Below are 11920 nucleotides of genomic sequence, written 5' to 3'. Positions count from 1 at the left end.
GGAGGAATACCCAAGTCTGGCTGAAGGGATCGGTCTTGAAAACCGACAGGCGGGTCAAACCGCGCGGGGGTTCGAATCCCTCTTCCTCCTCCATAAAAATCCCATCTATTTTTATTACTATTTTTATTACTATTTTTATCGTCGCGGGGTGGAGCAGTCTGGTAGCTCGTCGGGCTCATAACCCGAAGGTCGCAGGTTCAAATCCTGTCCCCGCAATTTGGTCCGGTAGTTCAGTTGGTTAGAATGCCTGCCTGTCACGCAGGAGGTCGCGGGTTCGAGTCCCGTCCGGACCGCCATCTTTTTTCCTAGTAGGTAACTACTATTGATATATATATTACGGCGGTTGTGGCGAAGTGGTTAACGCACCTGATTGTGGTTCAGGCATTCGTGGGTTCGATTCCCATCAGCCGCCCCATTTTTTAATTGTTGGGCTATAGCCAAGCGGTAAGGCATCGCACTTTGACTGCGACATGCGTTGGTTCAAATCCAGCTAGCCCAGCCATTCCACTTTTTTTATGCGGGTGTAGTTTAGTGGTAAAACCTCAGCCTTCCAAGCTGATGTTGTGAGTTCGATTCTCATCACCCGCTCCATCATATGGGCCTATAGCTCAGCTGGTTAGAGCGCACGCCTGATAAGCGTGAGGTCGATGGTTCGAGTCCATTTAGGCCCATCAAATAACTCAATAGTCTTGCATAATAGTATAATTAAATTGAATAAGTTTACATTCGGGCAGCATGTAAATTAAAATTAGGCACCTTCCATGTGTAGAAGGTGCCTTTCTTCATTTAATCAAAATCAAAATCATAATCGAAACCATTGCCATTATTATTATTACCATACCAAGGATATGGATAGAAGGGTCTTGGACCAGGATAGTAATATGGCTGAAAATAAGGGTAGAAATGGTAAGGATAGTGATGATAATAGGTGCGGTAGAGCCGTAAATCACGATGTTCGTGACCTGCATACCCATACATTTTCCCCACATTTTGCTGTATTGGAACTTGGTACTGCAACGCTGATACCTCCCGATTAGTTTTTCAATCATTCTTCTGCCCACTAATAGGATTTAATAAGGGAAGATGTATTATTTTATTCAGTCATTCTTTAATGGAGCCTGTTCTATCATATCTAGTGGACTTGTTAAAGCATTAATGTTAAAATGCCGGGTATTAAGAGTGATTAGATTTTTAGAGTAATTTGAAAGAAGGGATCGTTCGTGGCATACAGAATCAAAGATAAGATGATTTCAGAACCTGAAATTAAACAAAGAGTGAAAAAACTAGCTGAGGAAATTGAAAATGATTTTAACAATGAACCAATCTTTCTCATCGTTGTACTTAAAGGATCTTTTGTATTTTCCGCTGACTTAATTCGCGAGATGAAGGGGGATGTGAAAGTCGATTTTATTTCTGTTTCCAGCTATAGCGATCAGACAGAAACGACTGGAAAGGTAAAGCTGTTAAAGGATCTGGATACGGACATTACGAATCAGAATGTAGTAGTGGTAGAGGATATTATCGACAGCGGATTAACTTTGCATTTTTTACGGGAACACTTGAACATGCATAAGCCAAAACAAATTAAAATTTGCACCCTTTTAGACAAGCCTGAAAGAAGACGAGTGGAATTACCTGTTGATTACGTCGGTTTTGTAATTCCGGATGAATTCATTGTGGGTTACGGGATTGATTACGCGCAAATGTACAGAAATTTACCTTACATCGCAACTGTTGAAGAGTGTTAGAGTTTTTTTAAAATTGGATGACGAACAGTGCCAGGCACTGTTCGTTTCTATCCATTTATATACCAGCTAAGTCCATTTCAATAACCCAACCTTTATAAGACCATTAAGAATCCCATCATCAGATGACGAGGTTGTGATGTAATCCGCTGCAGCCTTTGCTTCAGGAACCGCATTTCCCATAGCAACACCCATTCCAACCATTGTCAGCATTTCCAAATCATTCAATCCATCGCCAAAAGCAAAGCTGTCCTCTTTATTGATACCCAAGACCTCCAGCATTTTGCTGATACCGACCGCTTTAGAAGCCCCTTTAGGAAGAATATCATAGGCATTGTCATGCCATTTAACAAAACTGAAATCAGGGAAATGATCAAAATACATTTGTGCGTCACTAAGGTCGCAGTAGAGATGGCCTTGATAAATGGACAAATGTTTATAATACTCTTCATCTACCTCAGGATAGGGCATCATCAATGAATCAAAACCAGCCTCGATAAATGGATGGTTGCTTTTACTAACCTTATAATCAAGGTGGCTGCAGTAGGCCAAAGCATGCCCATTGCTAGCTGTCATAGTTGAAAGGGAATGCAGCCTTTCAGAGTTAATCGGATTCGCGTAAACTTCTTGTCCATTAAATACAACATATTGTCCATTCATCGCAACATATGAATCAATACTTAGTTCCTGTTGAATCCAATAAAACATTTTCGGAACACGTCCAGTGGCAATAACGGTATGAATGCCGTGCTCTTGGAGTAAGCGTACAGCTTTTTTCGTTGAAGCTGGAATTTTTTTTTCTTCATTTAATAAAGTTCCATCAATATCAAAAAACACAATTGGTTTTTTCATTTTCCTGCACCTCCGTAAAATACAACACCGCCGTTACGCTTGGTTAAGCCAATCACGCCGACTTGGTGTTGTATCGTCTTACAGAAATAGCATATTTTATGAAACCCGTTTCAGGTCAAGTGATTTGCTGAAAGTATTTTTGCTTCATCAAATTTTAAACAGTATTGCGTTCAATTAATGTTACGGGAATCTCTTGATAGACCACCTGGCCTTCAGCTATTCCTTGCAAAAATAGCTTCCTGCCCATTTCCACAAGTGGAATCTCAATCGTGGTGATGTTCATCATTTTTGCGATGGGTTGATTATTGAAACCAATAATGGCGAGGTCACTTGGTATTGAAATATTTTGCTGCTGGGCACAGGTGACAATTCCGGCTGCCACTTCATCACTTGTAATTAATAAAGCAGTGGGCGGGTCCGCCATTTTTTGGATCTGGGTAATGACTCGTTCACCATCTTCAAAGTATAGACAATCTTCAAAAATATAGGCAGGTTCATATGGCAGCAGATAGTCTTTAACAAAATCCTTAAAAGCCTTTCCTCTAAATTTACTATTTGAGCCTGATTTGCGACCAATGCTATAGCCAATTTTTCGATGGCCTTTTTGATATAAGTATTGTAAGGCAAATATAAATGTTTTATAGTGGTCGATATATGTGGAAGAAACGTTTTTTCCTCTTGTGTCTTCACACAAAACAATCGAACCATAAGACGTAAATTCTTCAATTATGGACCAGCCGCAGATTCTTGAACAAATAATTAATGCATCAATCTGCTTTTGTTTAAGCATTTGTAGGGCATCCAACTCTCTTGCCTTTTCGTAGTTGGACTGAAATAATACCAGCTTATAATTGTTTTCCAATGCTTCCATTGCCATCCCTTTGATTAAAAGGGCAAAATAAGGATGGTCAATGAAAGGCACAACCACACCGACAAGGAAGGTTTTTCCCATGCTTAAATGGATGGCATTAATATTTGGCTGATAATTACTTTCCTTAATGGCGGCTAAAACTGCGTTCCTTTTTTCCTCACTCACATATGGATGGTTATTTAGTACACGTGATACTGTTGTGACGGAAACCCCAGCCATCTTAGCTAAATCTCTAATATTTGTCATATGATCACCTTTTTACTAAGGTTGGTTAAATTGATTATAGACTATAGAGCAATGAATCCAAAAATCTTAGTTTCTGATTAAAAAAAGAAAGCTCACTCAAAAGGCCATAGTTAACAGCTTTTTGAGTGAGCTTTTTCAAATGCGTATGTTTATTTTAAATCTTCAATTGAATCAATGTTCATGTAGGCTGGAACGACTAGGCCAAGCTTTGTACCTGTAAGGTTCTCACCGAGGTCTTCAAACTTACCTTTGTACTTTTTATAGTAGTCCTCATGTGTGGAAGGTAACCAGGCAGCTACGATTGCATCCAAGCTTCCGTCAGCAACACCCGTCCACATAGGGCAACCGTAATGGCAATAAAAGGTGCCTGACACCATTACTACCACGGAGGTAGTGCTTATGGTGACAGGCACCCTTTTCCAGTTTTCTTATTTAATTGCTATGCTGACTTTTAGCCGCTTTCCTTTGATTGTGGCATTCTCCATGGCTTGTAGTACAAGTGAGCCCTTTCCATTTAGAATGTCCACATAGGATAAATGGTCTTGGATCGTAATAATGCCGATATCTTCAGCTGTTACTCCGGGAATTTTCGCAATGGTTCCAACAAAATCGACCGCACGAATCTTCTTTTTTTTGCCGCCGCTGAAATGGAGTTTTATGATATCTTGGTTGATGCGGGCTGTTTTATTATTCCTGACCACTCGGCGGCCGCTGATCTTTTCTTCAAAGGCCGCCTTTCCACCAACCACTTCCTGTGGTTTTGGGGCCTCCATTAAAGGAATCTCAAAGCCGATATATCTTTCAATCGCTTTAATGAATTTTCCTTCATAGGCCGTGGCAAACGTTATGGCCTTTCCTTTATTTCCAGCTCGTCCGGTTCTGCCTGTGCGGTGGACATAGCTTTCTTTTTCCATCGGTACGTCATAGTTAATCACTAGCGTCACGTTATCAATGTCGATCCCTCTTGCAGCAACATCGGTGGCCACTAGGTATCGGAAATTCCCCATTTTGAACCCGTCCATCACGGCAAACCGATCTTGTTGTTCTAACCCTCCATGAAGTCTTTCACATGAATAGTTGGATGCTTCCAATTCAGCGTATACAGTTTCAACATGTTCTTTCGTCTTACAAAAAATTAGACAGCTGTCAGGGTTTTCAACGATAGTAACATCTTTAAGTACGGAAAGTTTCTCTTCATCATTTACATCGATTAATCGATGGTCAATTGTATCCGTAGTAATGCCAGTAGCTTCAATCTCAATATGAAAGGGCTCTTTCATATACTTATAGCAGAGAGTTTCAACATCCTTCGGCAATGTAGCGGAAAAGATCATTGTGACTCTGTTGGATGGAAGTTCTTTTATTATTGCCTCAACTTCATCAATAAAACCCATATTCAGCATCTCATCCGCTTCGTCGATAACAAGATACTGAACCTGGCCTAGATCTAGCGTTCCTCTATCGATATGGTCGATGACACGCCCTGGTGTCCCCACGACAACATGGTTTTTTTGCTTCAATTCTTCCTTTTGCTTCGAAAAAGGTTCTTTCCCGTAAACGGCCATTGCTTTAATTCGTTTGAACCTGCCAATATTCGTCATATCATCGCGAACTTGAACCGCAAGTTCCCTAGTAGGAGTGAGAATTAAGGCCTGTGGCTTTTTTTCTTCCCATTCCATCATTTCACATATAGGGATCCCAAAGGCTGCTGTCTTGCCGCTCCCTGTTTGGGATTTTACGATAAGATCGTGCTTTTCCAATGCTGAGGGAATCACTTCTCGTTGGACCTCTGTAGGTGCTTCATATTTTAACACTGCAAGCGCTCTTGTTATTTCATTGCTTAAAGGGTATTGTCCAAAACTTCTTTTACTCATATAGGAACCTCATTTTTTATATTATTCGCCTTATCTATAGGGTTTCTCTTAAAGAAAGATCATATGCAAAAGCGGAATAGGATTCATTATACAGGAAAAGCCGAATCAAATCGGCTTTTATTCCAAAATAAAGACTTTTTATAAACTTAATTAGTATGGCTTGGCTTTGACGGAGAGCGAATCTACTCTTCTGAACTAATCGACGAAGATTTCAGTGAAACCACGCTGGAACAAAACGTAATAGCTAATCAAACGTTAATTAAAACCCTAATGCAGCAAATATAAATTTAATCTCCCGTTACAAAAACAATCTGTTTTTCCTTTTCCACTTCTAATGCTGATACAATATAGGCAAAGCCATTCATTAAAAAGTACATCACATTGGATTGAATCCTTTCACTTTCACCTATATAAGTATTTATAATAATGATAACAGAATACAAAATCACAAAAAATAACGCGATTTTATTAAAAATGGCCATTTAGAACAACCCCTTCATTAGGATGCTTATTGTAATCATATTTACTTCAATCCCTTCTTATGCAAGACATGAAATAATTCGCCGGAAATCTTCATACAGTCCTAAGCCTAAAATAAAGAAAGGAGCAAAAGCATGTCATTTTCCTTTGATCATTTAGTCTTTTTTTCTAATAAGCCGGAGGAAGCCATTCCTTTTTTAATACAAAAAGGGATCCACGCTGTCAATGGCGGTCGTCATGAATTTTGGGGCACCTATAATTCACTCACATACTTTGGTTTAAGTTACATTGAGTTTTTGGGAATTGAAAATTTGCCAGTGGCGGAGAAACAGGATGAAAACCGCCTGATTACTCATATCGTGGAGCATTTGGCAGGGAAAAAGCAGGAGGGACCTGCTAGAATTGCCCTTCGTACAACTAATATAGAACAATTAGCCGTAAACCTTAAAGCGGAAGGATTCAAGGTGTACGGTCCGCTCCCTGGCCAACGAATGCGTGATGATGGACAAGTTATTAAATGGTCGCTGCTTTTTCCTGAGGCCACGGAGAACGAGCTGGAACTGCCATTTTTTATTCAATGGGAAAAGTCCGATGAGGAAAGATATTTGGAATTAGAGGAACAGGGCTTAATTGAGTCACACCCGGCGGGGAAACTACAATTTGAGAGTGTCGGCTTTGTTGTTCATCACTTGGAGCAAACTTTAACCACATGGGGAAGGCTATTTGATCTTAAACAAGGGGAAGAATTTGCAGATTCGTCCATTAATGCGAGGTGCAGGAAATTAGAATTGGCGGGAACGAAGCTGTTGTTTTGCTCACCACTTGGGGAGGGAATCGCTGCAACGGTGTTGAAAGAAAAAGGGGAAACCCCTTTCTTAGTAAACCTGACCGGGAACGGACAAAGTGAGATTTTTGAAATGATGAATGGATTTTGGAGATTTCAATAAGTCTAAGATGAAAAAATGGCGAACCGGTGACGCGCACTGTTCGCCATTTTTTCATCTTAGTTAAACTGCATTTGAAATATTGACTTTCGCCTTTGCAGCATGTTCCTTCTTACCATGTAACAAGTAGTAGAGAATTGAAGATGCTAGGGCAACAACGCCAAGGATGACATACAGTTTACTGTAGCCTGTTACTGGGATGATGAATCCAAGTAAATAGGGCCCAAATCCAAGTCCTGCGTCAAGGAAAATAAAAAAGGTTGAAGTGGCTAATCCCATTCGATGCGGTGGTGTTAATTTTACTGCGATTGCCTGGGTGCTGGACTGCATATTTCCGAATCCAAGGCCAATAAGAGCTCCGGCTAAAAGTAAAGTAATGCTAGTGTTTGCTGAACTTAGAAGCACCATACCGGCAGCAAAGATGATAAAGGCAGGATACATAATAGAGTTCGCACCTTTTAAGTCCATAATGCGGCCTGTGAATGGGCGCGATAGTAATACGGCGACTGAATACACAAGGAAGAAAAAGCTGGCTGCACTAATCAGGTTAATTTCTTTCGCATAGAAATTAATATATGAAAGCACACTTGAATAACAAAAGGCAACCACTAGGGTTACGAACGCGATTGGCAGTGCCTTTGGTTCAATAAAGTTTGAAAGCTTGAAGCCTTTGAGTTCGTCTGGTTTCACTGTTACTTCTAATGCAGGCACATTTACCAAAAATGTAGTAATCAAACTAATGACTCCTAAGGCAAGTGAGAAGATAAAAATCATTTGGAAATTGGTATGCTGGGTCATATAAAGCCCGATGAATGGGCCAATAGCAGCAGCTAGTGTCGCACTCATGCTGAAGTAGCCGATGCCTTCTGCTTTTCGTGTTGCAGGGATAATCTGGGCTGCAATAGTCCCTGTTGCGGTACCCACCATACCTGCTGCAATACCATGTAATAAACGGGTAATTAACAGGAAGCTAATATTTACATGTATTAAATACAAAAGTGTTGTCAAAATAAAGAAGACACTACCAATGAACAGCGTTCTCTTGCGGCCAATCGACTCAATAAAGCGTCCGATTAACATCCTTCCAATTAATGAACCGATAATAAAAATTCCTGTAACAAGTCCGGCCTGACTGGTAGATGCATGAAATTGATCAACTGCATACATGCCAATGATCACGATTAATAAATAAAAGATAATAGTTACTAAAAAGTTGATGGTGGAAACGATAATAAAATCCTTTGTCCATAATTTAGTTCTTGATTGATTCACTTCCATATCCCCTTATCTTGTCATGTTTTTTTGTATTTCCCCCATAATCCGGATGGCTTCGTTTTGTTCATCCTCCGAGATCCCTTTTAAAATTTCTTGTTCGAATTGGTCAATCGTCACACGGACATCTTTATATACATGCCTTCCCATTTCTGAAAGCTGCATTCTTTTTTCGCGTTTGTCTTTGCCAGGAACATGCTCTACATAACCTAGTTCTTCCAAGCGAAAAATCGTTCTAGTAACGGTCGGTTTCTCGACACTCATATAATGGGATAGCTCCACAAGCGTAGCTGTTCCGATATTTGCTAAGTAGTACAAAATGGTCCATTGCGCTCTATATAGCTGATGTTCAGCGAGATGGACATTCAGCTTATTTTCAAAGGGTCTGTACAGCATCAATAATTGGTGAAAGAATTTTTGCGAAGTCTTAATTGCAAACACCTCTTTTTTTAAAAATAGTTAGTGAAAGTAATAGTTACTCAAGGTAACTAATATAATATAACACATTTGCACATCATATGTCCAGTACATGATGATAATAGGCTCTACTATAAAAAACTTAACAAAAACGAATGTTTAATTAAAAAGGTACAAAAAAAGCGAACAGTGATTGGCACTGTCCGCCTAATTTCATTAGAATATCTCAATAATCTGTTACAGTAAGATCCCTATCTAAAAAGGTTTCAATCAATTCGCTAATTTGGTAAGCAACCTGTGGGGAATCATAGTTTTCAAAGGCATGTTCACAGCTATTTTTATAGCTCATGATTTCATCATAATGGGTCAAATGCCGCTCAATAACTTCAGCATTATCTTGGCGGTCCTGCTGTCTTTGAATAACCGTATCACGATTGGAATAAATAAAAATACGCACGACGCCATTACCGTACATCGTTTTTAACTTTTCCGTACCTTCGGGATTTAGAGTCAAATAGACGTAATCATGGTTTTGAAATGCTTCAACGATATCTTGTTCACGAATGCCATAATGAATGCCATCGATTTCGACACTTTCAAGAAATTCCTGTTGTGATTGCATCTGTTTGAAGATTTCTTCAGTAACAAAGTGGTAGTCTTCGCCATTTTTTTCATAATGCCGGGGGGAACGGGTAGTGTAAGAGAGAACGGTTTCCATATCAAATGCGGTCGCGACCATTTTGGCAATCGTTTTTCTTCCAGAGCCATCGGGACCTGTGTAAACGAAGATTTTCTCTTTTCCTTTAATTTGATACATAGAGTAGCCTCCTATAGGTTTTTTTAACATGCCCCTTTTATCTGCGGAGACTTTTACTGGAGGTGATTGGGGGCTACTATTATTATAGCAAAACGATATCTTAATAATCTATGTCTAAAAATAAAACAGTCCCTTTGGTATGGCTTTTCAGGGAACTGAACACACGGGGACAAGACATGCTACGTAAAGTAATGTAACTGAAATATATTAATTTTTAAGTGAGTTAGTTAAGTATCCTTTATTTCAAATAGCTGTCCATTATTGCGATATAAAAATCGGAGATGAAAAGATGAGTAAGCTAGAGGATTTTATCAAACAGGAAGGGACTGCTTTTCCAGGAAAAACGTATATGGAAGAACTGTTACTGCCGGTATTTAATGATCAGCGGGATTATTTATTCCATGTCATGTTTGATATTCATCGTGCCCATGTGATCATGCTCGAAGAACAAAACATCATTAAAACCGATGAAGCAAGAGAGATGTTAAGGGGCATTAATAAAGTAGCGAGGACGGATATTAGGCAAATATCGTATCAGCCTCAGTTCGAAGACTTATTTTTCATGATGGAGGCAAAAGTCGGCGAAGAAATTGGGTCGGAATTAGCGGGAAAAATTCATATGGGCCGCAGCAGGAACGATATGGGTGTGGCCATGTACCGTTTGGTATTAAGGGGGCATTTTTTGGAGTTGCTGCAAAGTGCTTATCGGTTAAGCGATACCCTATTGGAGCAGGCAGAGCAGCATACGGAAACCTATATTACCGGTTATACGCATACACAGCCGGCCCAGCCTACTACCTTAGGACATTATTTATTGGCCATTTATGATGTACTGCAGCGGGATATTAAACGTTTGTGGTCAGCCTATGAAACAGTCAATCAATCACCGCTAGGGGCTGCTGCGTTAACCACCACCGGTTTTCCAATTTGCCGGACACGGACGTGTGAGCTGTTAGGTTTTGATATCGTAATTGAAAACTCTTATGATGCGATTGGGGGCGCCGATTATTTGCTGGAAACGGCATCTGCCTTGATGACTTGCATGGTGAACACCGGAAGATGGATTCAGGATTTCTTGCAGCATGTGACAAGGGAATTTGGCTCCTTCTATGTGGCCGACCCCTATGTGCAGGTGAGTAGTATCATGCCGCAGAAGCGAAATCCCGTATCGATTGAACACTCACGCTCAATTGCGAGCAGTGCTTATGGAGATGCCCTGGCAGCGATGAATATGATTCATAATACCCCGTTTGGCGATATTGTCGATACCGAGGATGACCTGCAGCCCCATCTATATCGAGCATTTACAAAGGCCAATCGGGTCATGAAATTAATGGTTGCCGTGATTGCGACGCTAAAGGTAAACGTCGAGCATACGAAGAAAATGGCGAATAAATCAAGCGTTACGATTACCGAATTAGCAGACACTCTTGCAAGGGACTATGGCATTTCTTTTAGAACAGCATATTCTATAGCAAGCTTTATTTCGAAAAAAACAAGTGGTGCTCGGAAGGAATTATATGAGTGGAAGATTGACGAGATTAACGAAATGATTAGCGGATTCGTCGATGTAGCACTGACAGAGCAGGAATGGAAAAAAATCATTTCACCGGAATACTTCGTTGAAATAAGAAGCATTCAAGGCGGACCTAGTCCTAAAGAAGTCGTTCGGATGATCGTCGAGAGAAAGCAGAAGCTAGGGATTCAGATGAGGGATTATGAGAGTCTTGTTGAAGAATTAACGAATCGACGGAACAAGTTAGTAGAGTATTCTATTTGATTTTTCTATATAGGCTCTGACAGGAATAGGCATAAAAATGAAGATTGCGTAAACCCACTTCCATTAAAATCACCTGTAATTTTGATGGAAGTGGTTGATGCGTATTTTGGGCCGAGTGCGACCGAAAGAGTGGTCGTCTCAATGGATTTAGAATCAAAAAGTCGGGAATTTTTATGAGAAGTGAATTTATTAGTTTATTGGATGCATTTCATTCTGGATTTTTATTAAAAGTGAATCCAATGGCCCTTATTGGGTGCATAACTCTCGGGATATTTACCAGAAATGAATCCAATACCCTTTATTGGATGCATTACACACAGGATACTTACCAGAAATGAATCCAATAGCCCTTATTGGATGCATTACACACAGGAAATTTACCAGAAATGAATCCAATACCCCTTATTGAATCAATTACGTCGCACTTACGACATTTTCTGGATATTATTTAGAAAATTGTCTCGAACTTGGGTTACTTATGATATATTTTTGGACACCTAATACATTTTATGGATTTTACCTGGAAACGTTTTGACTGATATTTGCTCATTACAAAGTTTTCTCCAAAAGAACATAAGAACCGTTCCCTTGCTTCCATTTGCATTTCACATCGCAATCATAT

The 11920-nt window shown here is 39.9% G+C and carries 12 protein-coding genes and 7 tRNA genes; 10 read left to right on the top strand and 9 right to left on the bottom strand.

Going from position 1 to position 11920, the window contains the following annotated elements; translation table 11 throughout:
- From ACIQXV_RS23945 to ACIQXV_RS23915, 7 genes are all read left to right on the top strand, one after another.
- Nucleotides 1-93 (top strand) — tRNA-Ser (locus ACIQXV_RS23945).
- A 49-nt stretch (nucleotides 94-142) separates the two neighbouring features.
- Nucleotides 143-216 (top strand) — tRNA-Met (locus ACIQXV_RS23940).
- A gap of 3 nt (nucleotides 217-219) precedes the next feature.
- Nucleotides 220-296 (top strand) — tRNA-Asp (locus ACIQXV_RS23935).
- 43 nt (nucleotides 297-339) lie between these two features.
- Nucleotides 340-415 (top strand) — tRNA-His (locus ACIQXV_RS23930).
- Between the two features lie 12 nt (nucleotides 416-427).
- Nucleotides 428-502, top strand: a tRNA-Gln gene (locus ACIQXV_RS23925).
- Nucleotides 503-517: 15 nt separating this feature from the next.
- Nucleotides 518-591, top strand: a tRNA-Gly gene (locus ACIQXV_RS23920).
- Nucleotides 592-597: 6 nt separating this feature from the next.
- Nucleotides 598-671, top strand: a tRNA-Ile gene (locus tag ACIQXV_RS23915).
- Nucleotides 672-786: 115 nt separating this feature from the next.
- Here the strand turns inward: ACIQXV_RS23915 and ACIQXV_RS23910 are convergent.
- Nucleotides 787-1017, bottom strand: coding sequence for a hypothetical protein (locus ACIQXV_RS23910; protein WP_402962947.1), 231 nt, complete (start codon nucleotides 1015-1017; stop codon nucleotides 787-789).
- Between the two features lie 203 nt (nucleotides 1018-1220).
- Between ACIQXV_RS23910 and hpt the strand changes: the two genes are divergently transcribed.
- On the top strand, nucleotides 1221-1748 hold the full coding sequence (hpt, locus tag ACIQXV_RS23905; RefSeq protein WP_402962944.1) for a hypoxanthine phosphoribosyltransferase: 528 nt from the start codon (nucleotides 1221-1223) through the stop codon (nucleotides 1746-1748).
- Nucleotides 1749-1814: 66 nt separating this feature from the next.
- Here hpt and ACIQXV_RS23900 read toward each other — a convergent pair whose 3' ends face one another.
- The 5 genes from ACIQXV_RS23900 to ACIQXV_RS23880 form a co-directional block, all read right to left on the bottom strand.
- Nucleotides 1815-2597 (bottom strand): Cof-type HAD-IIB family hydrolase, encoded by a 783-nt coding sequence (locus ACIQXV_RS23900; protein ID WP_402962942.1) that lies wholly within the window; start codon nucleotides 2595-2597, stop codon nucleotides 1815-1817.
- Nucleotides 2598-2751: 154 nt separating this feature from the next.
- Nucleotides 2752-3714, bottom strand: coding sequence for a LacI family DNA-binding transcriptional regulator (locus ACIQXV_RS23895; RefSeq protein ID WP_402962939.1), 963 nt, complete (start codon nucleotides 3712-3714; stop codon nucleotides 2752-2754).
- Between the two features lie 149 nt (nucleotides 3715-3863).
- On the bottom strand, nucleotides 3864-4052 hold the full coding sequence (locus tag ACIQXV_RS23890; RefSeq protein ID WP_402962936.1) for a glycine betaine ABC transporter substrate-binding protein: 189 nt from the start codon (nucleotides 4050-4052) through the stop codon (nucleotides 3864-3866).
- 90 nt (nucleotides 4053-4142) lie between these two features.
- The gene (locus ACIQXV_RS23885; RefSeq protein WP_402962934.1) at nucleotides 4143-5588 is read right to left on the bottom strand and encodes a DEAD/DEAH box helicase; all 1446 of its coding nucleotides are present in this window, start codon (nucleotides 5586-5588) and stop codon (nucleotides 4143-4145) included.
- 287 nt (nucleotides 5589-5875) lie between these two features.
- Complete coding sequence (locus tag ACIQXV_RS23880) at nucleotides 5876-6070, bottom strand: hypothetical protein (RefSeq protein WP_402962931.1); 195 nt, start codon at nucleotides 6068-6070, stop codon at nucleotides 5876-5878.
- A 132-nt stretch (nucleotides 6071-6202) separates the two neighbouring features.
- Between ACIQXV_RS23880 and ACIQXV_RS23875 the strand changes: the two genes are divergently transcribed.
- Nucleotides 6203-7015 carry a VOC family protein gene (locus tag ACIQXV_RS23875; RefSeq protein ID WP_402962928.1) on the top strand — a complete coding sequence of 271 codons (813 nt, stop codon included), beginning with the start codon at nucleotides 6203-6205 and terminating at the stop codon, nucleotides 7013-7015.
- Between the two features lie 60 nt (nucleotides 7016-7075).
- Here the strand turns inward: ACIQXV_RS23875 and ACIQXV_RS23870 are convergent, their stop codons facing one another.
- The 3 genes from ACIQXV_RS23870 to ACIQXV_RS23860 form a co-directional block, all read right to left on the bottom strand.
- Nucleotides 7076-8284, bottom strand: a complete 1209-nt coding sequence (locus ACIQXV_RS23870; protein WP_402962926.1) for an MFS transporter — start codon at nucleotides 8282-8284, stop codon at nucleotides 7076-7078.
- Nucleotides 8285-8296: 12 nt separating this feature from the next.
- On the bottom strand, nucleotides 8297-8680 hold the full coding sequence (locus ACIQXV_RS23865; RefSeq protein WP_402962971.1) for a MarR family winged helix-turn-helix transcriptional regulator: 384 nt from the start codon (nucleotides 8678-8680) through the stop codon (nucleotides 8297-8299).
- Nucleotides 8681-8927: 247 nt separating this feature from the next.
- A complete protein-coding gene (locus ACIQXV_RS23860; protein WP_402962923.1) occupies nucleotides 8928-9518 on the bottom strand; it encodes a guanylate kinase in 591 nt (196 codons plus the stop codon).
- 289 nt (nucleotides 9519-9807) lie between these two features.
- Between ACIQXV_RS23860 and argH the strand changes: the two genes are divergently transcribed.
- Nucleotides 9808-11298: an argininosuccinate lyase gene (gene argH / locus ACIQXV_RS23855; RefSeq protein ID WP_402962920.1), complete on the top strand. Its 1491-nt coding sequence runs from the start codon at nucleotides 9808-9810 to the stop codon at nucleotides 11296-11298.
- Nucleotides 11299-11920 lie beyond the last annotated feature (622 nt).

It is taken from the genome of Neobacillus sp. NPDC097160, assembly GCF_044762155.1.
Lineage (GTDB): Bacteria > Bacillota > Bacilli > Bacillales > Cytobacillaceae > Neobacillus.
The sequence above is the reverse complement of the archived record's forward strand: the minus strand, read 5'-3'. Positions and strand labels throughout refer to the sequence as shown.

What these genes read in the sequence shown, in the direction of transcription:
- ACIQXV_RS23885 (WP_402962934.1), bottom strand. Translation starts at nt 5,588, where the DNA reads ATGAGTAAAAGAAGTTTTGGACAATACCCTTTAAGCAATGAAATAACA.
- ACIQXV_RS23865 (WP_402962971.1), bottom strand. Translation starts at nt 8,680, where the DNA reads ATGCTGTACAGACCCTTTGAAAATAAGCTGAATGTCCATCTCGCTGAA.
- ACIQXV_RS23880 (WP_402962931.1), bottom strand. Translation starts at nt 6,070, where the DNA reads ATGGCCATTTTTAATAAAATCGCGTTATTTTTTGTGATTTTGTATTCT.
- ACIQXV_RS23895 (WP_402962939.1), bottom strand. Translation starts at nt 3,714, where the DNA reads ATGACAAATATTAGAGATTTAGCTAAGATGGCTGGGGTTTCCGTCACA.
- ACIQXV_RS23890 (WP_402962936.1), bottom strand. Translation starts at nt 4,052, where the DNA reads ATGTGGACGGGTGTTGCTGACGGAAGCTTGGATGCAATCGTAGCTGCC.
- ACIQXV_RS23900 (WP_402962942.1), bottom strand. Translation starts at nt 2,597, where the DNA reads ATGAAAAAACCAATTGTGTTTTTTGATATTGATGGAACTTTATTAAAT.
- argH (WP_402962920.1), top strand. Translation starts at nt 9,808, where the DNA reads ATGAGTAAGCTAGAGGATTTTATCAAACAGGAAGGGACTGCTTTTCCA.
- ACIQXV_RS23860 (WP_402962923.1), bottom strand. Translation starts at nt 9,518, where the DNA reads ATGTATCAAATTAAAGGAAAAGAGAAAATCTTCGTTTACACAGGTCCC.
- ACIQXV_RS23875 (WP_402962928.1), top strand. Translation starts at nt 6,203, where the DNA reads ATGTCATTTTCCTTTGATCATTTAGTCTTTTTTTCTAATAAGCCGGAG.